We start from the raw sequence: 23,542 nt of genomic DNA on the forward strand, positions 1-23,542 counted from the left end.
CCAACATTAAAACCGTGAAGCACATAAAATACGTAACCTATTTTACTGAGTAAGAGATAACTAGTGACACGCGATCAATTTGAGTTATTAGCCCCGGGCGGCGATCTGGATTCCATCAAAGCAGCCATTGCTGCGGGTGCCGATGCTATCTACTGCGGACTAGACCGTTTTAATGCCCGCAATCGAGCGACCAACCTCACTTTAGATAACTTGAATGGCGTGCTGACGCTAGCTCATCAGCACAACTGTAAGATCTTCCTGACTCTGAACGTATTGATTCTGGAAAGCGAAATCCCAGCCATCGTGCGTTTGCTCAGCCAATTAAACACCACCGCAATTGATGGTGTGATCGTGCAAGATCTTGGTTTGGCTTACATTCTCAAGAATCATTTCCCAGATCTAGACTTACACGCTTCAACTCAGCTCAACACGCACAACGAAGGACAGATCTTGTTCCTTAATCAGTTGACGGCGAGCCGTGTGAACCTCTCTCGTGAACTGAACATCAATGAGATCAAACATCTGGCTCAGTTTGGTCGTGAGCATGATGTGATGATGGAAGTGTTTGTGCACGGCTCTTACTGCATTGGTTTCTCTGGCATTTGCTACATCAGTTCTGCGCGAAACGGTGCTTCGGGCAACCGTGGTCGCTGCAGCCAGCCTTGTCGTGAGCAATACGAAACCACCAAAACAGGCAACAGCTACCCTCTCAACATGAAGGACAACTCGGCATTTGGCGATTTAGAAGCGCTTGCCGATGCGGGGGTGTATTCGTTGAAAGTGGAAGGCCGCATTAAGAAATCTCACTACGTGTACACCGTAGTTGATAACTGGCGCAAACAGATTGACCGCTTGTGTGATGGCGTAGAACTGTCAAACGACACCAAAGAGTTGTACACCGTATTTAACCGTGATTTCTCTAACGCGTTTTTGCAAGGCGATTTCGGTAAAGCGATGTACATAGATAACCCTCGCGATCACGCCGTAAAACACTTCTCGAAGATCTACAAATGCGAATCCACCGATGATGTGCAAGGCGTGAAGAAGAAGCTCTACGACGACAAAACCGCAATCATTGAGAAGGTTGCAGAGAAGACTCAAGATTTTGATGTGACTTCAGAGCAAGCCTCTGGCAGCAGCCTAAAAGGCGCGATTGATGTACCGACTTTACCGACGCTGCCTCAACCAGATATGCGCGAAGGCGCTCCGAAGCTATCTGTCTTGATTTCATCAATAGAAGACACCGCACTATGCGAAGACAGCAATGTCGATGTGTATTTCCAGCTACCAATGGGATTGGCGGGTGAACTGAATGCGATGATCGAGTTGTTCCAAGCAACCCCAAGATTGAAACCTTGGTTCCCTGCGATTTTGATTGGTGACGATTACCAAGCCGCACGAGCATTCTTAGAAGCAGTGAAGCCAGAATTGTCGATCACCAATAACTCTGGCGTGGGCATTTTGGCTCAAGAGCTAGGATTAGGTTGGGTTGCAGGCCCGCAAATGAACACGGTGAACTCCTACTCGTTCAAATGTTTGCAAGAAGAGTTCGCCGCAAGCGGTGCGTTTATCTCTAACGAGCTGAACATGAAGCAGATGCGCCACATTAAGCGCCCGCACAACATGCGCAGCTACTACAGTATTTACCACCCAAACACTCTGCTGACCAGTCGCCAGTGTTTGTTCCAACAGACCGAAGGTTGCCGCAAAATTAAGGTTAACAAAGGCTGTTTGAAGCGTTGTGACAAGCGCACATCGATCATCAACCTAAAAGACAACCCGTATGTGGTGCAAAAACAAAAAGGCAGTCACAACTCGATCTACAGCGAGCACAACGTATTGAACCTGCAAGTACTGCAGGATTTGCCGCAGCTTTTCACTGACGTGTTGATCGACCTACGTGGCATCCAGACAGAAACTAAAGTCACGATGACCAAACCTGAATTGATCGATGCCTTTACCGCTCTGTTGAATGAACACAATGAGCAGCATGTTGGGGCACTTAATACCGCGATTCACCCGACGGCAAACGCTCAATACTTGAAAGGCTTGTAACGGAATCTCATCAGATTCAACTGCACAATTTATGGAAGACTTATGCACCCAATGAAGCAAGAAACACTAAGCTACTTTGATGATTTGAACTACAGCGTGATGGCTCAAACGGAAGCGGTTTATGAACTCAAACAAAACCGTACGGGTTTAACCGTTGAGCTTAACTTTTCAGTGCTTGGTAAAGGCGAATTACCCGCAGAAAGCGAACAAAGAACCGATAAGAAGCTGTATTTCATTGATATTGAAGACATCGAACGCATTGGGTTTGAAGCACTCGAACCCTTCGTGGCTGGGCTTGGTGAGCATTGTTCTATGGTGGTGTTTGAAGAAGAGTTCTTTGAACAAAGCATGAAAGAGATTTGGATGTTCCTATCGAACGATCCGCGTGACCGTGACGTCTTCAACGACAGTAAGTTTTATCGCGCTTAGCGGCCGTATCATTCATGAGGGTTTAATTAGAGGCTATTTATTCCCCTCTGTTTTGTGCAGTACAAAACAAGGGCAAAATAGCCTCTACGTTATACTAGTAACTCTTTCAATTAGTGTTTAATGTCAAGTTGATAGAAGCTAACCTGAGTATAATCTCCTGCTTCAATTCCTTCATTTTTACAGCGCACGACTCCCGTATTACATTGGTTGTATGCGCCCGCTTTAAAGAAGAACCATTCGTTTTGATATCCAGCATCGTACTTGTTGCCGAGGTAATGCCCCTTCGCTAGGTCAATCGCAAAAGAACGAGTAATAGGCGCTTTGCTCTCTAAGTTTTTTGTGAACTCAAGATACATGACATCACCATCGACTTGGATGTCGTACGCGAACTTCTCTCCAAGTTTGATGCCATCCATAGGTTCTGGCTCACCAAATCGAATCTTCGCTTTACCAAAGACATTGTGAGAAATATCCAAACGGCGGTGATAATCATCCCCTAATGCGTTATTTTCATAGTTCCAATAAACCGAACCATATTCTTGATCTGGTAATTTTCGGTAAAAGATTTTAAGAGGTTCATTGGTTCCAGCGTGAATCTGTCCAATCACAACAGAGAAAGAGTCATTATGGCGGTGGTCACCACTTTGGCTGACATGGTCGACAGCAAGTGTCGCACTCATTTTTCCACCAATTGCGCCAAACTTGTCAGCATTAGGGTGTGAAGCAAGAACAAAGTTATTCTCAGGTTCATAAGGTCCTATCGATGCCTTATCTGAAATTAAAGCATGAAGTTCTGACCGAGCATTACTCGAATTCGGTGTCGTCATCGCTTTGTTCGGAGCTGCAAACACCATAGCACCGCTCTCTTTATCAGTATAAAACCAAGGTGCATGCTGATAACCTTTATTCAACTCGGCTTTAGAGATTTCCATCACTTTACCTTTACGCTCAGGTTTTGTGTCTTCCATCGGTATCACGATTTTCCATTTGGACAAATCAAAGTTTTCGGATGGCGCTTTGCTTGGATCAAGCTGTGCCATCGCATGAGAAGATATTGCCGAAATGGTCAATGCTAGTAGGGTTTTAGAAGTAATATGCATTTTTGTTTCTCTTTATCGTTATATTAAAAGTCCGCTGCGATAAAAGTGCAGTGGACTTGAGGTATTACTGCGGCTGGAGAATGTGCTCCTTGGTTCCAAGACGAAGAAAAGAGTCATCCCACTGAACAATGGCTCCCTCGTCATCAAGGCGACAACACAACTCGGACTCCTTTGCACAACTCATCACAACACGATGAGTCAAGCGAGCCGGTAACTGCCATTCCAGATGATGAATTTGCTTCTGAGCATCCGATTCCACATCACCATAAAAACCATCAGCGTCATTGATTTCAGGCACTAGCTGAGGGCTGCTCAATGCCTCTCCAGTAAGCTTAAGTTTGTATTCAATGTTCTCCTGAAAAAGGTGAATACTATCTGTACCAAACTCAACTTGGCTCGGAGTATGCAGGCGCCATTGGATCTCTTTCGCTTCAGTTAACTCAATATCATCAAAAACCACTATTCCTTTGTCTGCACATTGAACAAGCGTGCGCCAATAGTGTTTGCAGCCCGTGTAAGCCTCTGTTAGATCAAGAACAACGTAACTTAAGCCCGGGCCATTTTTCTGTTTAATCAGATGAGCAACCCCAGAAGGGCAATCCAGTTTTTGTCCGCCCCCTGCAATTAAAGGTAAGTTGTGCGCTTGAGTGGTTCGTGTCCACAAACTGTGATGTTGGCTACCAAATCGATAACCATAGCTACCACTTGGCGTTAAAATATTTTGTCCATGATCGACGAAAGCAAAGTTGCCTTGATCAGCATGACGGTGTGAGCTATTGCCAAATTGACTCGCTCGGTAATACAAAGCCATCTTGCTTTTCGACAACTTGCCAAGGCCTGCATAGGAATAGTAGATATGGTTTAAGTCACTGGAAGACTCGATGACGCAACTAGTCATCTCTCGATGCTTTAACTGAGGGATGGTCGGCACAACATCTAACAAATGCAGTTTGTAAGATTCAATGTCACTCTCTAGCACGCGGTCCAAATGACGAGCGGTCTGGTCGCCGAACCTTTGCGCATAAATACGTAATGGATTTTGAGCGAAGAATCCTGGCCACTCTTTACCTTCTCGCTGGCACCAAAAGCCGTCACCAAACGGGTGAATACGTTCTTGAGTCGCCACAAAGTCCACCGCAAACTTGACGTAGTTCTTGTAGAACGGATGATTGTAGAAAGAGAATCCGCTTAAACGTTCTACCGCCAGAAAAAATGGATGGTGCCACTTGGTGTATGACGAAGAATAAAAAGGCCCTTCCACCCAACTACCGTCTGCTCCTCCATAAAATGGCAAGACCCCACGATAAATCATCAATGCATAGTTCAACCAACGTTCACATGTCGTGACATCAAACTCTTTGTGCAAAGCAAGAGCGGCAATCCCTAAGTAAGCCGGAAGCCTTGATGTATGAGAATGGCCAGGGAACTGCTTAAACTGATCTTGCTCTAGCCTTTCTTCCATCTGAAACGCTAAACGAACCAGTAACGGTCGAACAAAATCACATTCTTCAGCCGTTAATAAAGGCGACAACCAGTGGTAAGCAAGATATAAATTCCTCGCTAGAGACAAGCCAACCTCATCTCCCCAAGTGCATGGACGAAGTAAAGAGGCTGGTCCCTCTGGGCTCCATTCAGCTAAACGCAATAACAACTGACAAGCTTGGTGACCCGCAGTTTCATCTCCCCAAACTCGGTAGAGCAGAGTTAAGGCCATCAAATCACGGTCAATCCAGTTGCGCACATTCGCAATGGCAGTGCGCTTTCCTTCTTCCAAACCTCTGCGATAGTGATTTGGGTATTGAATGGCTTCAATATCAATACCTTCAACACTCGCAACAAACTTCGGGCGTAACTCTGAAGAAGCATTTTTTACCGCTGAGATATCCTCATCAAAATAGAGCAGGAACTGGTCATGCCCATCACACAAAGCAAACAGTTCTTTAGCCGTAGGAGCTAAATATGCCTCTGTTTCAGCATCAATAGAAAACTCATTCCAGAGAGACAACTCGCCACTTTGTTCACATTTCACTCGCCAACGGTAGCTTCCTGATTCAAGAGAGAAATCCAACTGCATCGGTGATTGAACATGCTCCCAATGCCATGATTGCTTTCCGCCTATAGCCTCTAATTCAATACTATATAAGGCTTCATAACGCTCATGTGGCCAGTTGAAACTTGGCGGATTCACCACGGCCGAGTGCTTTGTTGGTGAAGTAAATAACTGAAAGTCATGCTTTCTTGTTAGAGATAACATTGATTACTTACTCCTTATTAAACCAATGATATTGGCCTGACTCAGGATCAATACGACCAACCTGTTTAGCTGGTGTGCCCGCGACTATCGCATAAGCGGGAACATCTGACGTAACAACTGAATTTGCACAGACAAGCGCACACTCTCCGACTGTCGTTCCAGGAGTAATAACAACACCAGTGGTAAGCCAAACTCCTCTTTGAATAACCACTTTCCCTTCTTCCCAACAACTGCGTCCACTGAAGCAATTTGTAACGGGGTCAAAAACATGGTTGCCCGCAACGATAGAGACATGAGGGCCAATTGCGACATCTTCACCGATGGCGACGTCACCATTGATGTAGCTATACAGGCCAACATAGCTCCGTGGGCCGATCTGATTCTCGCCAATACGCACAATGGCTCCTGGCGCAATACGCACGTTTTCATTCGTGAAACCAAGAATCTGAGCGCGAGCTTCATCATCCTGTTTGTTGTTACTTTGAGTGGTATATAAGGTGAATTTGCGAAACTCTTCATCACTGAGTTCGCCGCCAAACTTTTTTTGTACTGACATAGGAGTTCCTTGGGCTGAACGAATCAGCCCATATTGATTAAGCATTATTCATTGCGGAGACTTGAGTTACTGAGCGGTTAGCTCTTTTAGAAGCGAAGAGAAGTAGCCCCCCAATCCCGCCAATGATTAGAGCAACAATCAAGAACAACATTCGTCCCCACATAGGGTTTGGAATAAGGACTAATAGAGAGAGGAATACAGCAGCAATCAGAAGCATTTTTCCTAACATGTCGCGCTGTTTATTGTCCATTGCGATACTTGTTGCGCTGTCTTCAACCACCACTTCAGTATCAACATTGGTAAAGAAACGATTCACTTCCTCTTCTCGTTCTGGAGCATGTCCTTTATAGAAGAACTGAGAAAGGACAAAGAACGGTAAAGTAATCGACATATGACCAACCACCCCCAGCGTCACTGACTTCATTTCTGCAAACTCACGTGCCGACAGAGGTTGGTCAAGTCCAAGAATGCTTTGCATCATCTCTGGCGTAATAACAAACGCAATAATCGCGGAAACTACCATCCCCACTAAAATCGTTCCCCAACCGGCCCAATCAGGTGTTTTTCTGATGAAGAAACACATGATAGAGGGGATAAGAACCGGGAACCCGACCAAGGTACCAACAAGCATCATGAGATCAAAAAGGCCAAACTGCTTTAAGGAAGTAAGGAACAAAGCAGAAATAATAATGATGATTCCAAATGCGGCAGTAAGCACTCGGCTCGCATTCATCAGCTTCGCTTCTGTTGCGTCTTTACATAAGTAAGGTTCGTACACACTTTTTAAAATGATCCCTGCGTTACGGTTTAATGCAGAATCCATCGATGACATCGTTGCGGCAAACATAGCAGCAAGCATCAACCCAACCATACCTACAGGCATCTCATTCTTAACGAACATGTAGTAAGTTGCATCTGCGACTTTGCTGCCGAGGCCTTCAAGTCCCCAAGTGCTGGTATCAGGATAATTCCCCGCGACAAACCAAGCAGGTAGGAACCACATCAAAGGACCAATGATCATCAAACTGCAAGCTAACAACGCCGCTTTTCGCGCATTCTTAGTATCTTTAGATGCAATAAATCGATAAGAGTCCACCATATTGTTGGTGCTGAAAAACTGCTTAACAAAAATACAGATAAACCAACCAACAAATAGGTAAGAGTAGCTATATCCCTCTCCAATGAGCTGTTGTGTAGGTAAACCTACCTCAAGCAAGTTACCAACGCCGCCTGACTTCCAGATAGCAACCATTGCTGCGATAAACGTCATCACAGTAATGATGATCATCTGCATAAAGTCTGAGGCAATAACCGCCCAACTCCCACCAACTAGAGAAATAAATAGAACGACAAGCCCAGCGCCTACAATGGTCTGCTCTAAGGGCACACCTATCACCGCACTAGTGAAAACAGCTAAGCCATTTAACCAAATAGCGGCTTGAAGCACGCTAAGAGGAACGTTAGCCCATGTAAAAACTTGCTCATTGACACGGCCAAGACGCAGGCGTACACCCTGAATAGGACTGATAACGCGCATTTGTCGAGCTTTCGCCGCAAAGAATAGATAGTTGATAAAATAACCAAGGGCGTTAGCGAAAAATACGATCGCCACGGACATGCCACTTGTCAGAGCTTTGCCCATCAAGCCCGTGAATGTCATAGCGCTCAGCGCCATCATGAAGGCACTAGAGCCCACCATCCACCAAAGCATCTTACCGCCACCACGAAAGTACTCACTTGTGTTCGCTGCTGCTGAGCGAAATACCCAGCCCAATCCGATGAGGAAGGCGAAGTACCCTAAAACTATGATTACATCGATGTCCATTTTTCGTTTCCTGTTTTTGTAGGGAGGCACACACATCTCAATTACTCAACACGTTCTAATCGACATGTTTCAGATACAACTGAGACTTACACCATAAACAAAACTAAACGGACTTAAAGAAAGTTGGAAATAGTATTAATGTATAACAATAATACAAACAAAAAATAGGCACCCGATGGATCTCAAAACACTCACTACTTTTGTTACAGTTGCGCGTTTAAAGAACTTCACTGCAGCCGCTCGAGAACTTTACACGGTACAACCTACTGTATCTCGTCATATTTCTGATCTGGAAAATGAACTGCAAACAAAACTGTTTGATCGTACGACCCATCAGGTAGATCTGACTCCATCAGGAGAAAGATTGCTGCCAGAAGCCCTACACATCATCGAAAATGATCAACGAGTAAAATCTGTAATTAAACAAGTAGATTCTGATGAACATCAGGAGATTAAGATCGGTTATCTTGCTACGGCTTGTACTTTTTTCCTTCCGGATCTGATTAACCGTTTTCGAATGAAGCATTCGAATGCCCAATTGCGTCTGTATGAAATGACACCCGCCGAGCAAGTTGAAGCCATGGTTGATAATAAAGTCGATATCGTTTTTAGTCGTGAGAGCCATCATCTAGACGAAAGTTATTTTTCTTCTTCTCTTGTCTACGAAGATACTTTGATAGCATTGCTCCCCCGAAATCACGCTCTCGCTTCGAACGAAAGCATCGATATCGATGACCTCCACAATGAAAATCTTCACCTGTTTCATCGCAATGAGTGGCTGGGTGTCTATGAAAGGATAATTAGAGTTTGCAGAGAGAACGGTTTTGCTCCAAATGTGGTTGGAAATCCGATGAATATGCGCCACTTGGTGACAACAATCTCTTCTGGATTAGGTATTTCCATCGCTCCTCGATGCATCAAGTTTATTGCCGACGATAGTTGCGTTTGCAAACCAATTAATCAAATCGATATTCAACTTCCTTTGACTGTCTATTTCCGTAAACACAACAAAAGTCGCATCGTCGATGAGTTTGTTTCACACACCATTGCTGAAAGTACAAACATACAAGCAATGTTATAAGGTGGAATCACTCGCGTGATCGTAACGTCTTTAACGACAGTAAGTTTTATCGCGCTTAATCCTTTCAAGGCGATTTTGCTCTTGATTTTTACCTCTTGGATGGCCGTTTTGAATACCAAAATCGGCATCCAATTTATCACTTTATCCCGCTTATTCTGACTCTGTACCAGCCTATTTTTGGGCTCAAGATCCACTTTTCTGATCGTATTAGCAATTCATTTTATTCACCCAAACGATGCTCTCCCACCCAACTCAAAGCATTAATCAAGTAAATACTCTAGCCATCAATAATTTACATCAATATTCATCCCAATCAATAAATTAGCTTAATTTATAAACTTGATTGCATATGGTGCTTTTTTTCTGAATCGGCCTTCAAATTTTGAGTTGTTTCTTTTCATTTGTAACTGGATGTAAGCAAAAAATATAAATGATTTCGGCAGTGGTTAGATCAAGGGGCTTCCCTCTCTTTGTGACGTTTGCTTAGTGTTTGAAGTCCTCGCCGGAAATCCCCCACGAATAGAAAATCAACAAGGACAGTCACTTAGCTTCTTAAAGCAAGTAATGAGGATTCAACAATGAAGAAAACAACAATCAGTTTGATGGTAACAGCAGTGCTCATGGGTTCCCCAATCATGGCCACCTCTGCACTCGGCGCAACACAAGAAAACATCATAACGGCCGCTCAAAGCGAGTCAGTCTCTGCCACGATAACCGTGCCACAGGTTGACCAGTGGTACTCACAAGCGCAGGTCGATTTGAAGAATATCTCAGGTCAGCAATTAGACTTGGCGGACGCAGAAATTTGGGTAACCTCAGACAAAGACGCAACGGTGAATAGCTCATGGGGCGCACCTTTTAATGTCAGCAGCCCTGCTCCCAATACGTTTGTCTTTACTCATGACAGCACGTCACAAATTCTAAACGATGGCCAAACGGCTCAAATCTTCTTTGGTCTCAATGCTACCAATGGTGATTACATCGATGGAAACGACGTGCATGTCGAGAAGGTTATCATCAAGAATGATCCTGCGCTTCAAGGCAAAATCACCCTTCAAGCACCAAGTGCACCACACGCCAGCCTAGCCGCGGCATCGATTTTGGTCGAGGGTGAGAACTACAGTGAGACAGTGTCAGTGCCGTGGGGAAGCAGCTTTGTTCTGGATCACCTCCAAGATGGCGAGTATCAAGTCACCGCGCAAGATGTAACGAGCGAAATGGGGATTGCCCACGCCTCCTCGCCAACCTCAACCGTGACTGTCGATAGCGATGCAACGCAGCCGAGTGTTTCCGTGCAGTACGACGCGTTTATCTACTACGCAAGCATCTCGCTCACCATGCCTGCACTGGATAGCATTACGGCCAGCCTAACCACAGATGCCACCGTGAAAGCGGCAGGCACACAAGACGTTGAACGCAGCCTAGTGGTGCCATTTGGCGGCGAGATCGACATCAGCAAACTGCTTGATAACCACAAATACGATCTCTCCTACTCACCTATTACGGTAAACAACGTACTTTACCAACCGAGCGACAACCTCGATGTCTTGGTCAACAAAGACACGGCGGCGGAAATCAGCACCAACATCGTTGAAACGCCTATCGCGAGTGACGACTTCACTACCGTTCAAGCGAGTATTGTCGACTTACCTCAAGAAGCGATGCCAATTATGCTCAACCTTGTTGCGAAAGATGGATCTAGCCGCTACAGCTACGAGATTAGTAACTCACCATTCACTTTACCTGACGACATTAAGCCTGGTGAGTACGATATCCAAATCGATTCGGTGTTTGCTGGAGACACGCGTTACGCCTATGACGGTGATGACTCTGTCTCTGTCATGCAAAGTGATGCTCCGTTGTTGCTAACACTGCCATTCCGCGAAGCGATGAGCCTTGCAGTCAAAGGCTTCCCAGACTACGTAGCAAATGGCACGGTGACGAACGACAGCGAACAAACCACCAATGAAATCGGCGCAACCAAGGTCAATGCCATCTTCAAGTACGCAGGCTTAAGTGGATCTGGGGATCCGGGCGTGATCTTGGCGAAAGACGAACTTCCGCTGCATAGAACCTACGCGAACGCAAAAAGCGCTTCAGATCTTTCAGGCCACCAAGTATTGCCAGTCATGGTGGTTTACACTGCAAATGCTAGTGGCGGTGCAAGCTGGACAGACTTAGTCGATGATGAATTGCTCTACAAACATTACGCGACCTTCATTACTCAAGCCATTGCGGCGCAAGAGTACGCGGCTGGTGATGGCAGCTCGCCAATGTCGTTTGTGCTTAACCCTGACTTCTTAGGTGAACTACAGAAAAACCCAAGCCATGTGGACGATCTAAACCAAGCGGACGCGGTCAATGTGAATGACCAACTCGCTCGTGCGTTGGATTACATGAAGACGACTTACGGTTATCAGCCACCAGTGGCCGTGCCTCAATTCGAGAACACATTGAAAGGCTACATTGCGTCACTCAACTTCATCATGAATGGCTTGGCAGAAGACGTAACTTACGGCTGGCAAATCAACTTGTGGGCGGTAGGCTCAGCCAACTGGATTCACCAAACCGATGACCAATCGGCTGACAAAGGCCAAGAAGTGGCGAACTTCGTAAACTCACTGGATGTTTACACTGGCACTTACCAACCAGATTACATCGTGTTCGATAAGTATGAGCGTGACGGCTTCGGCTCAGAAGCGATCGCGAACTACGCCTACAACGCCACCAGCTGGACGCGTTACCTATCGTATGTGAAAACGATCAGTGATGGCGTTGAGTCTCCGGCCATGATTTGGCAAATCCCAGGTGGTCACATGCCGACTCAAGATGAAGGCAATACACTGATCAACGTTGAGCATGAGGCGTCTGGCGGCTCTTACTTTATGGGTGATGCGCGCATCGGAACGGACATCAACAACGTACGTACTGGCCTACTCGACAAGCAGCTCAATCCAACCACTTACAACGGTGCGAGTAACGTTCGAGAATTGCTAGAAAAAGACGCAGGCTACGACTGGTCTCATGTGGCTATGCAAGACCTACCGAAAAGCAACGTGTTTGCCCTGTTATGGGGTGGTGGCTCAACTACGGCGGTCGTTACCATTGGCTCGAACGGCACGGACAACGGCTGGCTAGATAACAAAGTAGACGCTTACGCGCAAAACCCAACATGTTTGGTTGGCAACGATTGTGACGGCTCTATTTGGGGCGATGGCGGCGGCGATAAGCCACCAGTCGACAATAATCCACCAAGCGTTTCACTGTCTCCGAACTATCAGGTAAACAGCGGCGAAAGCGTAACCATCACGGCTAACGCTTCTGATCCGGATGGCGACGTGATTAGGTATCAATGGGAGGTTCCTTCTGACCTAACGGTTGTCGGCGACACTAATAGCGACACGTTAGTGGTAACGGCTCCGGTCACAGACCCAGACCTCACCTTCACGATTTCATTAGAGGTTTCTGATGGCGAGCTAAATGCCTCAGACTCGACTTCATTGAAAGTAGTTGGCGATAACAGCGGTGGCGGTGATGGCATTTGTGCCGACATCCCAGAGTTCGAGCAAAGACAGTACCAACCGGGCGAACAAGTGACCTACAAAGGCAGCTTGTATGAAGCGGACCGTTGGACAGACTCAACGCTAACCCCGGCTGACCCTTATGCTGGTTGGACGCTGATTGACAGCTGTTCATAACCATTCCTAAATGGTCAAAGAGATACCGCCGAAACAGGCGGTATCTTTGTATCGACATCATCAGGCAAGGGAGTCGCGGTCAAAGCTTAAGGTGACTTAAGTGTTATGTGCTTCAAACTCGTACTGACACTTCTTGAACACTCGCCTGACTCTGACTACAATGGCGCACTTTTTTTAATGACTTCAAGGTCACAAACATGACAGATACAGCTAAACCAGCTCTACCAGATCGCCTAGCGGGTAACCCACGTAGCCCATTCTTCATCAAAGAATGCTTCGAGCACCAAATCGGTATTCGCATCAACGGCCAAGAGCGTACTGACGTAGAAGAATACTGCATCAGCGAAGGTTGGGTAAAAATTGCATCTCCTAAAGCAAAAGACCGTTTCGGCAACCCAATGCTAATCAAGCTTAAAGGCGAAGTTGAAGCGTACTACGTGTAAGCTGACCACGCTGAATTTCTTTGAAAGCTCGAGTTTGACTCGGGCTTTTTTAATGCCTGTCATATCCCCCTTTCTCGATTAATCTATTCCCTCTTCTTTTCAGTACAAGTTATTAAGAAATCGATTTAAATCGCTGTTTTTATCTTATTGTTGTCTAAAGTTTCTAGAGAACTAACTGCAATAGCCATTGCCAAAAGAAACGACACCTTTTGAATACAGGGAGAGGAAATGGAAAGCCCACTTGTCACACTCAAACACGCCAGCAAAAGCTTTGTTGATGGCAAAGAGACACATCGCGTGCTGGAAGGGGTCGACTTCACGTTGAACACAGGAGCGAGTGTTGCGCTGACGGGCGCCAGTGGTAGCGGTAAAAGTACCCTACTCAATGTCATTGCTGGCTTTGAGCCACTTTCCGATGGTGAGTTGTGGCTAGACGGCGATAACACGGCGGCTTGGAAAGACCCACAATGGAGCCGATTTCGCCACCAAAAACTCGGTGTTATTTTTCAGCAATTCAATCTATTAACGCCGCTCAACGTACAGCAAAACATCGCCTTCCCTCTACATTTGAATCAACAGAAATGGAACGACTGGTGCGATTATTTGGTCGAGACTCTAGGCATCAGCCAACTTCTCGATAGACATGTTTCTGCCCTTTCCGGCGGTCAACAACAACGAGTCGCTATCGCACGCGCATTGGCACACAAACCTAAACTGCTACTTGCTGATGAACCCACAGGAAACCTCGACCAAAAAGCCGGCTTGGAAGTGATGAAACTACTCAGTGAAATCACCACCCAAGGCAATACGGCAGTGCTGTTAGTCACCCACAGTCCTGACTGCGCTGAGTTTATGAAAATACGGCTGCGATTGGATAACAGTCAGCTACAGAACAATCATCAAGTAAACAAACATGAGCTTCGCCATGAAGCGAGCTAAGCTATCAAACACCAGATTTACTCATACTCGACTCGCCCTGAATCTGTTTGTAGCGCACTATCGGCAGGCGCCATTGCAAGCCGCCGCAATTCTGATCGGTATCGTGCTGGCTGTGACCTTGTTTGTTGCGGTGCAAGCCATCAACCTCAATGCCAAGCGCAGTTATGCGGAATCTACCGAGCAGCTTAGCGCACAAGCTCAGAACTTAATTATTCCACCAGCAGGGCAAAACTATCTGCCCGAATCGATCTACTTCACCCTTAGACAAAACGGACTCAGTGCAGCGCTACCTGTAATCGAAGGGCGAGTGAGAGACGAACAAGGTCAACGCTGGTCAGTACAAGGCAGCGAGTTGATTGCCGCTATCTCTTCACGTTCGCGCTACTCAACGGATAACAAGCAAAAGTCATCAGATAACCAAAAGAACGTGTCTTTGTTCGACAGTGCTTTACCTTTGCCTGAGCTTTTAGCCGGCAAGCCAATCGTGATGATGAGCCAATCTCAACATCAAAACTTAGGAGAGGTAGAAACCCTAACTCTGGACGACATTCCAACCCAAGTGGTGGTGCTACCTGACGAATGGCAGTTAGGTAGCCGAATGTTGATGGACATTGGTTTTGCCCAGCAACTGCTCAATAAACAAGGGCAGCTCAGCTACATTGCGGTTTTCCATTCGGGTGATAAAGGGAATAAAGACACGCAAGCAAAATGGCAGAAGCTGATTGGTGAGCAAGGACAATGGATTTCCAATAATCAAAGTACAGACCTTGGCTCGCTGACCGACAGCTTTCACCTCAATCTCACGGCAATGAGCTTACTCGCCTTTTTAGTTGGGCTGTTCATCGCTTACAACGGCGTCAAGTACAGCTTGCTGAAACGCAATCGACTGTTAGTTCAAATCCAACAGGCAGGTGTTGCGCCGAGCATTGTGTTCTCAGCGCTGTTAGTTGAACTCACGATTCTCGTTACCATCGGCGCTTCCCTCGGTTTTGTATTGGGCATGCAACTAAGCCATTGGCTACATCCGACCGTAGCACTAACGCTTGAACAACTTTACGGCGCGACACTGCTGCCCGGCACTTGGCAATGGCAATGGTGGGCGCAAGCATTGCTGCTCACGCTAGCCGCCACCCTATTAGCATGTTGGCAGCACTTTAAACAGCGAGTGCGCCAACCGCTCTCCTCTCATGGCGGATTTTATCAAGCACCGGAAGCCTCTAACGAAAACCAATTGTTCGTGATAGGTGCTGCTTTAACGGCTCTCGCGTTCGCAGGGTTATGGCTGAGTGAGCATCACCGCTTCACCATGGCATGGCTCGGCGTGCTTGTGGTGTCGATTCCTTTGTATCTACCCAAAACACTCAGCGTATTAGCCAATTGGTGTGAAAAGCGCACAACTTCCGGTTTGATGCAGTATCTGTTTGCCGAGCTGCGTGAGCTGATTTCTCCGCTTTCTCTCGCCATGATGGCACTGCTACTCGCCGTTACTGCCAATATGGGGATGAATACCCTAGTTGGTAGCTTTGAATCCACCCTTAAACAGTGGTTAGAACAAAGGCTGCACGCCGATATTTACGTCAGCCCTGCGCAAGGAGAAATCGCTGATGTAGAGCGCGCATTAGGGCAGTTCGACAAGGTTGAGACCGTCTACAAGCAATACTACGTCGACGATAGCCTGCAAGGCTTACCGATTTTGCTTGGCACCAAAGACAAAGACACCTTAGAACAAACCATGGTGTTCAAATCCCATTTGGAGAACTTCTGGCAGCGTTTTTACCAAGGTGAGTTGGTCGCCATCAGTGAACCTACTGCGGTCAAACTGGGTTTATCACTGGGTAGCGAACTCACGCTTGATGCCGCTCCAAGTAAGAACCTGCTTGTGGGTGCGGTATTCCACGATTACGGCTCACCTAACGGTGAAGTCTTATTAGCACCCAAATTATGGCAAGAGAGTGGCTTTACCGACCTGCCAACAAGCCTTGGTATTAAAGTCTCGGGTGACCCACAAATCGTATACGGCCAACTGCGCGAGCAACTGCATCTACACCCAAGTCAGCTCTACGATCAGGCACAAATCAAATCCATCGCGTTGGATATATTCTCGCAGACCTTCGCCATTACACGCGCACTCAACGGCGTGACTTTGATGGTCGCGGTGATTGGTTTGTTCAGTGCTTGTTTCATGTTGCTCGACGCGCGCAAAGCTGCGATTGCGAGGCTGTACGCACTTGGTGTTAGTCGTCTTAAATTAATGACCATGGTGGTCGGACAGATCGTCGCTTTGGTCAGTTTTACTCTGGTTATCGCCCTGCCCCTCGGTGCCATGGTTGGCTATGTACTGACAGACATCGTCACCTTGCACGCTTTTGGTTGGAGCTTAAATTATCTGTGGAATTGGAGTGACGCCCTCAGCATTGCGGCAATCACCATCTTGGTGGCGGTGATTGCAACCTTGATTCCGCTGTGGCGATTGGTCAGTAAACCTGTCGTCTCCAGTTTGCAAAGCGAGGTGTTGTGATGGTTCGATTGGCAAGCAAACTTACTCTGTTCATAAGCAGTGTATTCCTATTCGGCTGTGAAGATCCGCAACAACAAAATATGGGTATGCTATTGGGCAGTGGAGAAACACAAAGCGAGAGCAACCTATTCACTCCCGTAGAAAAAGGGATTGAACTCACCTTCCCGGCAGACCATCAAGCGCACCCGGATTTTCGTCATGAATGGTGGTACTTAACCGCTAACTTAATTGATGAAGATGGCAACCCACTTGGCGTCCAGTGGACACAATTTCGCTTTGCTGCTGCGCCGCCAACGGGCGAAGATGACGTGAAGAAAACCGAGTGGCAAGCTCAACAAATCTACATGGCGCACAGCGCAGTCACGACAGCTGACAAACACTACGCCGATGAAAAATGGTCGCGCGATCGAGCCTCTCTAACTGGCGTCGACACTTCACCGTTTCGTGTTTACCTCGATGATTGGCAGTGGATTTCTTCAACCAACGACCTCTTCCCTGCCACATTGAAGGCGAACTCGGAACAGTTTGGCTATTCGCTGACGCTTACCAACAGCGCACCTTATCAAAAGCAAGGCGAGAAAGGGTACAGCACCAAAAGCGCCGATGGTCAGGTGGCTTCGTATTACTACAGCCAACCGTTTATTGAAGTCTCCGGTGAAGTCACGATCGACGGCAAAAACCATCAAGTATCCGGCAAAGGTTGGATAGACCGAGAGTGGAGCTCGCAATTCTTACTCGACTCACAACAAGGCTGGGACTGGTTTGCCCTAAGATTGAGCGACGAAACCAGCTTGGTGGTGTTCCAATTGCGTGATTCCAAAACCGGAGCAGCCAGTTACTCCAGTGCAAGGCTGATGCAGCAAGATGGTTCTGGCATCGCCATTTCTCAAAAAGACATTCAGTTAAAGGCGACCAAGCAAACAGAAATCCAAGGGCGAAAGTATCCAACCCAGTGGCAAGTGTCGATTCCTAACCAGCAAATCGATCTTACGGTTTCTGCACTCAACCCGAACGCGAAAATGCCACTTTCGGTGCCTTACTGGGAAGGCCCAGTGCGAATTAAGGGCTCTCATTCAGGGACTGGTTATATGGAGTTAACAGGGTATTAACCCCTCTAAGTGAGAGGCTAAGTAAAAAATCCGTGCAGAATTTCAGTGGTTCGATTCATAATAAATAGGTCCACCAGCAGAGCAAATTCGACAGTTATCATGAACAGCAACAAACCGATCATTCCCAGAGTGCGATTAATCCTCGGCCAGCCTTGCCGAGCGATTGAAATTACTGACGATGAAGACGACCCGTTTCTAGAGCCTCACCGTCACGAGTATTGGGAGCTGGTTTGGTGCAAAGAAGATAAAGGCACACAAAGCATCGATTTTGTCGAATATGAAAACCGAGCTAATCGCTTATTCACCATCGCGCCAGGGCAAGTGCACCTATCTGAGTTTATGGGTAACAATGTTCGTTTACTTGTGTTTGCTGCTGGCTTTGTTGAAACCAACAAACGCAGTACGCAATTAGTCGAAAGCGTCTTTGCCACTCACAGTGACCGCCCTCCTTACATCGATTGCAGCGAAGAAGGGATTCGACATCTAGAGCCGCTATTCGGCATGTTAAAGCAAGAGTGTGAGCGGGGAGAACAAGACTGCGACTGGGGTTTGGTGGAGTCACTCATCAATTGCTTTTTGCGCTACTTACTGCGCCATGCGAAAGCCTCTGACCGAAAAGGCGAACAGCGCGACATGCGAGTGGGGCAATTGGTCGAGCTTATCGACCAGCATTACAAACAAGAGAAAAAATGTGAGTTCTACGCATCAAAGCTCGCCCTCACCAGCAAACGACTCAACGAAATTGTAAAAGCCGAGAGAGGAAAAACCGTCACCCAACTGATTCATGACCGTATCATGCTTGAGGCTAACCGCGATCTGGTGTTTTCAGCCAAAACCATCAAAACCATCGCTTTTGAGTTAGGTTTTGACGATCCCGCTTACTTTAGCCGCTTTTACCGAAAGCAAATGAGCGAATCACCCGCAGAATTCCGATTAAGATGTGTAGATAGTACAACACTATAGGCGGATAATCCCTTTTAGCCGCACCGATATGTACTGATAATACCCGCCAATCAATTCACCACAAACGGGTTTTATTTGCACATTATGGCTATCAATCTCAAAACTGATCCCATTTCAAAATCTTTTTATCAGTACCTGTGGCCAGCGTTAACAGGCATGGTGATAAAGTCACTCTTTATCATGGGCGATGCCTTTTTTATCGGCATGGGCGTGGGGCCAGATGGCCTTGGTGCGCTCTCGTTGATCATTCCGCCATTTTCCATTTTCACCGCAATTGCCATGATGGTTGGCATTGGTGGCGCAGCTAAAATGTCGATAGAAATCGGCAAAGGTAACACGGATTCGAGCCAACTTTGGTTCAGCCAATCCATGTTGCTTACCGCGATCCTTTCCACCATCACTGTGGTTGCTGCGTTAACTTGGCTTGATGAATTGATCGCCTTTATGGGTGCCTCAGGCAACATGGCGCAACTGGCTCATGATTACCTGGGCGTATTGCTGCCATTCTTTGTTTTGTACTCCTTAGCGTGGGTACTGTCGTGCTTTGTACGTAACGATGCCAACCCAAAACTGGCAACTTACGCCATGTCACTTGGTGCGATTGCTAACCTGTTTTTTGACTACATATTCATTATTGAAATGGGGATGGGAATGAAAGGCGCTGCGTACGCGACAGCGATTTCTCAAGTCGTCATCGCGGTGATTCTGCTTAGCCACTTTGCACGTAAGAAAGGGTCGTTAGAGTTAAGCTTGAAAGGCATTGGTCTGGACAAAACCAAAGAGATCATCAGCATTGGGGTTCCAACCTTCTTTATCGAAGTGACGTCTGCCATGACCATCGTTTTGTTCAACTATGTGTTGCTAACACAGTTCGGCGAGAGCCATATCATCGCTTATGGCTTAACCACCAACGTTGGCGTTCTTGCTCTGTTTGTCATGGTCGGCATCGCACAAGCGTGTCAGCCAATCATCAGCTTTAACCACGGCGCTGCACGCCCTGAGCGTATCGATGACATCTTAAAACTGGGATTAAAAGCCGCAATTGGTAGTGGAAGCGTGTTTTTGATTATAGTTTGGCTGTTCGCTCCAAACATCGCCGCGGCGTACCTTGGCAGCAATGATGGTCTCATCACATTGGCTTCAACTGCCGTCAGTTTCTTCTTTCTTGGTGTGCCTTTGATGGGCTTTAACATGGTGATTGCGAACTTGTTCCAGGCGATTGCAAAACCAAAACAAGCCACACTGATTTCATTGAGCCGTGGATTTGTGTTTGTCGCACTGGGCGTACTGATACTGCCTAAATTGTTCCCACAAGACGGTATTTGGGCAAGCATCGTATTTGCAGAAGCACTCACTGCCGTGATCAGTTTGAGCATGCTGCTGATTTATCGTCGCAGAACCATGGCATCAAACATCGAACAACAAGCGCAGTTGCTAGTTCAACCAAGCAAAGCCAAATGATAAACTCGGGTTCTATTACATTCTGTGATTAAAAGGAAATACGATGAACCCGATTATTGCGCTGCTAAAAGAGAACAACATCAGCGATGAGCAAATCAACGAGATTTTTCAGACTCTGACGCAAAACCCTCTAGCGGCAATGGCAACAATCAGCCAACTAGGTTTGCCACAAGACAAGTTACAAATGCTGATGGCGCAAGTGATGCAAAACCCTGCGCTAATCAAAGAAGCCGTAGACGAGTTGGGATTGGATTTCTCAAAGGTTGAAGAAGCAAAAGAGAAGCTTCAAAGCCAAAACCAAGGCAACTAAGTCTTAGCCATTAGCGCTGAATATAGAAAAGGCCGTTAACCCGAGCATGTGAGTTAACGGCCTTTTTTGTTCGCTAATTATTAGCGATTTAAAGACGCGAATTGTTCTGCGGTCATACCGTAGTAAAGCTTGTCGTCAAAGCCTTGCTCTCGTTTGTAGTAGTCTTTCTGACGGCCTTCTTGAGTAAAACCATTTTTCTCTAACGTCTTGTAAGAGCCAGCATTAGAAGCGTAGCAATCGGCACTGACTTTATGAGCGTTTAGCTCAGTAAATCCAATCTCGGTCATCATTTGGCAAGCGCGAGTCGCAACGCCTTTGCCCCATACGCAAGTAGGTAACTGATAACCCACTTCGTAGTTGCCAGTTAAGAACATCACTGCGGTCACTGCACACATTCCCATGTACTGACCTTGTTGGTCGCGAATCACGAACGTTGGACTATCTGGCCAAACACCGTCTTTGATCGCTTGTGCCGTATTTTCAATAATAGGGCCAAAGAAGCCTTCATACAGACTGTTGTCAGCAGGAGCGAAGAACAGATATTGATTGACCTTATCGTCGTTCAACATCTCGATAATATCTTGTAGATCAGAGCCTTGAATCAGCTGAATAGTCAACGATTCGTTAAATGGGATAGCTTCGCCTTGTTTTAGTTTTTGATATGACATGTGTTACCTCGTTATCTGCTGAAAATAGTAGCCCAGCGAATAAGAGAAAAATTGGATTTTTGCGACAACTTTCGGGCTGATTAGCAATGTATTACGACTCAAAATCGCCATAGATATCGATGGTTAAGTCACGCTTTTTCAAATATTTGCTCGGCGTTTTTCTTAGCTGCTGTTTGAGGGTACGAATCAAATGCGATTGGTCACTGAAACCAAATTGTTGTGAGAAACTCGCCCAATCAATCGCTTCTTGTTGCTTGTAGAGAGTCAAAATCATCTGCTCCAGACGCGCCATTTGTTGATACTGCTTAACGCTCAACCCCACCACTTGTTTGAAACTGCGCTCAAGCGTTCTGCGAGAACAGGCGCACTGTTTGGCTATCTCATCAATATCCATCGCTAACTCAGGTGAGCGTAGCGCCTGAGCATCCATCACGGACACCGCTTTTTGCGATGCCAAAAACGGTTTGATACGGCAAGGTTCGATATCTAACGCATCTAAATGTCGCTTGATATAGTCCAGCAAACATTGCGGTGAATCCTGCAACTCTAACTGCCATAGACCTTGTTGAAAGCGCTCATCAAACGCCGTGTTGAGCCAATCAAACCATTCGCATTGGTTAATTGCTGCAACTTGGGATGCATCACTAAACCGTGACTCAATGGCATACAAACCCTCTGGACGAAAGGTGATACCAATACGCTTGATGGGTGCCCTATCTTCCAACAACAGCAAATGTTCGTTAGCCGTTAATAAGTGGCAGCCTTTGCCAGCAAGCTTAATGTCCCCCGTGTCGTAACTGTAGCCTTGCTCTGGTGGCGTAAAGAGTAAATGAGCACGCGGGTTTGGAATAAGGTGCGGCTTGGGGTCAATGACTTCACCCTCTGGCACTTCCAAGTACCAAACTTGATGAATGAGCCATTCGTACTCTGGCAGAGACTGTTTCCAAGCTATCATGATTGTCCTAGTGGTTAGTAAAGATAATGAGCGCAACGTTTTTGCTTAAACATCTGCTCGTTGAGTGTGACTGATTGACGCTCATCTCGCCACGCATTTCTCACCCTGCTCCCTTGCAAGCTTGTTGGATTGCGGTAGGCTTTGAGCAGAGAATACAAGCTGAACAGAACAAGGAAATCCCCCGATGCGCGTCGACTACCACCAACGACTGGTTCCTGTGATTCGCTTTTTAGAACAACACTTTAATGAACCACTCAACCTGCCAGAAGTGGCCGCGCTGGCGAACCTTTCCCCTTATCACTTTCATCGCACTTTCAAAGCCGTGCAAGGCGAGACATTGGCCGATTTCATTCGACGTTTACGTCTAGAAGCCGCCGCCGATGACTTGTTCAAATCCAAGCAACCGGTATTGAACATTGCCCTAGAGTACGGATTTTCTAGCTCACAGAGCTTAGCCAAAGCCTTCAAACAACATTATGGCGTTACACCTACGGCCTTTCGTGACTGCGAAAACTACCAACAGTTTTCTGAATTAGCACGAAACAGCAAGATTGGACACACGTTGCGCAAGAATGGAAACGAAGTAACACCAAGCGATTCATATACTGGCTCTGAACTCACCAAATGGAGCATGACAATGGAAACGCAAAACTTTGAAAAAGAAAAACTGGCTTACATTCGCGTAAACGGCCCTTACGGCCAAGGCTATGAGGAGCCATCAGGTCGCTTGTATCAATGGGCAGGAATGAAAGGTTTGGCAGGCAATACCTGCATCTTCATCTACCATGACAACCCAGAAATCACGCCAGATGAGAAGTGTCGCACTGATATCTGCTTGATGGTGCCAGAGGACACCGAAGTTCCGAAAGGCATTGAGCTGCAAGACTTCCCCGGCGGTCAATATGCGGTGATGCGCCAACACATTACTGATCCGAGCCAATACTCAAAAGCGTGGGATGATGTCATGAGCAAGGTAATTGAATCCGGCATTGAGAACGACGATCGTCCTTGCTTTGAGCTTTACCACAGCTTCGACCCACAAACGCATCATGCAGACGTTAGCTTCTGCACTGCCATCAAATAAACCAAAAGCCTGCATCGTTGCCTGTCTCTTATACACAAATCCCCAAGCTTGTAGTTTGGGGATTTTTTTTGAACTCTTTCACGTGTGTGCGATC

18 protein-coding genes are annotated in these 23,542 nt (G+C 46.6%); 12 read left to right on the top strand and 6 right to left on the bottom strand.

The annotated features are described in order from the left end of the window. Positions 1-63 precede the first annotated feature (63 nt). Both OQJ86_RS15940 and OQJ86_RS15945 read left to right on the top strand, forming a co-directional pair. A complete protein-coding gene (locus tag OQJ86_RS15940) occupies positions 64-2,055 on the top strand; it encodes a peptidase U32 family protein (RefSeq protein WP_265988355.1) in 1,992 nt (663 codons plus the stop codon). Between the two features lie 42 nt (positions 2,056-2,097). Beyond that, positions 2,098-2,484 carry a hypothetical protein gene (locus OQJ86_RS15945; RefSeq protein ID WP_038868864.1) on the top strand — a complete coding sequence of 129 codons (387 nt, stop codon included), beginning with the start codon at positions 2,098-2,100 and terminating at the stop codon, positions 2,482-2,484. Between the two features lie 110 nt (positions 2,485-2,594). Here OQJ86_RS15945 and OQJ86_RS15950 read toward each other — a convergent pair whose 3' ends face one another. The 4 genes from OQJ86_RS15950 to OQJ86_RS15965 all read right to left on the bottom strand — a co-directional run bounded on the left by OQJ86_RS15950 (position 2,595) and on the right by OQJ86_RS15965 (position 8,219). Next, complete coding sequence (locus tag OQJ86_RS15950; RefSeq protein ID WP_248874329.1) at positions 2,595-3,584, bottom strand: polysaccharide lyase family 7 protein; 990 nt, start codon at positions 3,582-3,584, stop codon at positions 2,595-2,597. Positions 3,585-3,648: 64 nt separating this feature from the next. Further along, positions 3,649-5,838, bottom strand: a complete 2,190-nt coding sequence (locus OQJ86_RS15955; protein WP_265988356.1) for a heparinase II/III domain-containing protein — start codon at positions 5,836-5,838, stop codon at positions 3,649-3,651. A gap of 7 nt (positions 5,839-5,845) precedes the next feature. Further along, positions 5,846-6,394 carry an acyltransferase gene (locus OQJ86_RS15960; protein ID WP_039973989.1) on the bottom strand — a complete coding sequence of 183 codons (549 nt, stop codon included), beginning with the start codon at positions 6,392-6,394 and terminating at the stop codon, positions 5,846-5,848. Positions 6,395-6,431: 37 nt separating this feature from the next. Beyond that, positions 6,432-8,219 carry a sodium:solute symporter family transporter gene (locus tag OQJ86_RS15965; RefSeq protein ID WP_265988357.1) on the bottom strand — a complete coding sequence of 596 codons (1,788 nt, stop codon included), beginning with the start codon at positions 8,217-8,219 and terminating at the stop codon, positions 6,432-6,434. A 175-nt stretch (positions 8,220-8,394) separates the two neighbouring features. On the opposite strand from OQJ86_RS15965, the gene OQJ86_RS15970 reads away from it, so the two are divergent. From OQJ86_RS15970 to OQJ86_RS16010, 9 genes are all read left to right on the top strand, one after another. Further along, positions 8,395-9,300 (top strand): LysR family transcriptional regulator, encoded by a 906-nt coding sequence (locus OQJ86_RS15970; RefSeq protein ID WP_265988358.1) that lies wholly within the window; start codon positions 8,395-8,397, stop codon positions 9,298-9,300. A gap of 578 nt (positions 9,301-9,878) precedes the next feature. Beyond that, positions 9,879-12,998, top strand: a complete 3,120-nt coding sequence (locus tag OQJ86_RS15975) for a PKD domain-containing protein (RefSeq protein WP_265988359.1) — start codon at positions 9,879-9,881, stop codon at positions 12,996-12,998. A gap of 197 nt (positions 12,999-13,195) precedes the next feature. Continuing rightward, entirely contained in the window at positions 13,196-13,441 is a 246-nt protein-coding gene (locus OQJ86_RS15980) for a DUF3297 family protein (protein WP_005374689.1), read from the top strand. A gap of 228 nt (positions 13,442-13,669) precedes the next feature. After that, complete coding sequence (locus OQJ86_RS15985) at positions 13,670-14,380, top strand: ABC transporter ATP-binding protein (protein WP_265988360.1); 711 nt, start codon at positions 13,670-13,672, stop codon at positions 14,378-14,380. Continuing rightward, positions 14,367-16,898: an ABC transporter permease gene (locus OQJ86_RS15990; RefSeq protein WP_265988368.1), complete on the top strand. Its 2,532-nt coding sequence runs from the start codon at positions 14,367-14,369 to the stop codon at positions 16,896-16,898. The genes OQJ86_RS15985 and OQJ86_RS15990 overlap by 14 nt, the downstream gene beginning before the upstream one ends. Continuing rightward, positions 16,898-18,007: a lipocalin-like domain-containing protein gene (locus OQJ86_RS15995; protein ID WP_265988361.1), complete on the top strand. Its 1,110-nt coding sequence runs from the start codon at positions 16,898-16,900 to the stop codon at positions 18,005-18,007. Before OQJ86_RS15990 ends, OQJ86_RS15995 begins: the two co-directional genes overlap by 1 nt. Before the next feature lie 99 nt (positions 18,008-18,106). Continuing rightward, positions 18,107-18,970 carry a helix-turn-helix domain-containing protein gene (locus OQJ86_RS16000; RefSeq protein ID WP_265988362.1) on the top strand — a complete coding sequence of 288 codons (864 nt, stop codon included), beginning with the start codon at positions 18,107-18,109 and terminating at the stop codon, positions 18,968-18,970. Between the two features lie 84 nt (positions 18,971-19,054). Continuing rightward, positions 19,055-20,431 (top strand): MATE family efflux transporter, encoded by a 1,377-nt coding sequence (locus OQJ86_RS16005; RefSeq protein ID WP_265988363.1) that lies wholly within the window; start codon positions 19,055-19,057, stop codon positions 20,429-20,431. A 43-nt stretch (positions 20,432-20,474) separates the two neighbouring features. After that, positions 20,475-20,741 carry a DUF2999 family protein gene (locus OQJ86_RS16010; protein ID WP_004746427.1) on the top strand — a complete coding sequence of 89 codons (267 nt, stop codon included), beginning with the start codon at positions 20,475-20,477 and terminating at the stop codon, positions 20,739-20,741. 80 nt (positions 20,742-20,821) lie between these two features. Here the strand turns inward: OQJ86_RS16010 and OQJ86_RS16015 are convergent, their stop codons facing one another. Both OQJ86_RS16015 and OQJ86_RS16020 read right to left on the bottom strand, forming a co-directional pair. After that, positions 20,822-21,409, bottom strand: a complete 588-nt coding sequence (locus OQJ86_RS16015; RefSeq protein ID WP_265988364.1) for a GNAT family N-acetyltransferase — start codon at positions 21,407-21,409, stop codon at positions 20,822-20,824. A gap of 91 nt (positions 21,410-21,500) precedes the next feature. After that, positions 21,501-22,364, bottom strand: coding sequence for a helix-turn-helix domain-containing protein (locus tag OQJ86_RS16020; RefSeq protein WP_265988365.1), 864 nt, complete (start codon positions 22,362-22,364; stop codon positions 21,501-21,503). Positions 22,365-22,548: 184 nt separating this feature from the next. Between OQJ86_RS16020 and OQJ86_RS16025 the strand changes: the two genes are divergently transcribed. Next, a complete protein-coding gene (locus tag OQJ86_RS16025) occupies positions 22,549-23,448 on the top strand; it encodes an AraC family transcriptional regulator (RefSeq protein ID WP_265988366.1) in 900 nt (299 codons plus the stop codon). Positions 23,449-23,542: the final 94 nt, after the last annotated feature.

The sequence above is a fragment of the Vibrio sp. Sgm 5 genome, assembly GCF_026241575.1.
In the GTDB taxonomy this organism is placed as follows: Bacteria; Pseudomonadota; Gammaproteobacteria; order Enterobacterales; family Vibrionaceae; genus Vibrio; species Vibrio jasicida.

Bases quoted from the DNA above. Each gene is read 5' to 3' on its own strand.
- OQJ86_RS15970 (WP_265988358.1), top strand. From the start codon at position 8,395: ATGGATCTCAAAACACTCACTACTTTTGTTACAGTTGCGCGTTTAAAG.
- OQJ86_RS15950 (WP_248874329.1), bottom strand. From the start codon at position 3,584: ATGCATATTACTTCTAAAACCCTACTAGCATTGACCATTTCGGCAATA.
- OQJ86_RS16005 (WP_265988363.1), top strand. From the start codon at position 19,055: ATGGCTATCAATCTCAAAACTGATCCCATTTCAAAATCTTTTTATCAG.
- OQJ86_RS15975 (WP_265988359.1), top strand. From the start codon at position 9,879: ATGAAGAAAACAACAATCAGTTTGATGGTAACAGCAGTGCTCATGGGT.
- OQJ86_RS16000 (WP_265988362.1), top strand. From the start codon at position 18,107: ATGAACAGCAACAAACCGATCATTCCCAGAGTGCGATTAATCCTCGGC.
- OQJ86_RS15990 (WP_265988368.1), top strand. From the start codon at position 14,367: ATGAAGCGAGCTAAGCTATCAAACACCAGATTTACTCATACTCGACTC.
- OQJ86_RS15995 (WP_265988361.1), top strand. From the start codon at position 16,898: ATGGTTCGATTGGCAAGCAAACTTACTCTGTTCATAAGCAGTGTATTC.
- OQJ86_RS16025 (WP_265988366.1), top strand. From the start codon at position 22,549: ATGCGCGTCGACTACCACCAACGACTGGTTCCTGTGATTCGCTTTTTA.
- OQJ86_RS16010 (WP_004746427.1), top strand. From the start codon at position 20,475: ATGAACCCGATTATTGCGCTGCTAAAAGAGAACAACATCAGCGATGAG.
- OQJ86_RS15945 (WP_038868864.1), top strand. From the start codon at position 2,098: ATGCACCCAATGAAGCAAGAAACACTAAGCTACTTTGATGATTTGAAC.
- OQJ86_RS16015 (WP_265988364.1), bottom strand. From the start codon at position 21,409: ATGTCATATCAAAAACTAAAACAAGGCGAAGCTATCCCATTTAACGAA.
- OQJ86_RS15965 (WP_265988357.1), bottom strand. From the start codon at position 8,219: ATGGACATCGATGTAATCATAGTTTTAGGGTACTTCGCCTTCCTCATC.
- OQJ86_RS15985 (WP_265988360.1), top strand. From the start codon at position 13,670: ATGGAAAGCCCACTTGTCACACTCAAACACGCCAGCAAAAGCTTTGTT.
- OQJ86_RS16020 (WP_265988365.1), bottom strand. From the start codon at position 22,364: ATGATAGCTTGGAAACAGTCTCTGCCAGAGTACGAATGGCTCATTCAT.
- OQJ86_RS15980 (WP_005374689.1), top strand. From the start codon at position 13,196: ATGACAGATACAGCTAAACCAGCTCTACCAGATCGCCTAGCGGGTAAC.
- OQJ86_RS15960 (WP_039973989.1), bottom strand. From the start codon at position 6,394: ATGTCAGTACAAAAAAAGTTTGGCGGCGAACTCAGTGATGAAGAGTTT.
- OQJ86_RS15955 (WP_265988356.1), bottom strand. From the start codon at position 5,838: ATGTTATCTCTAACAAGAAAGCATGACTTTCAGTTATTTACTTCACCA.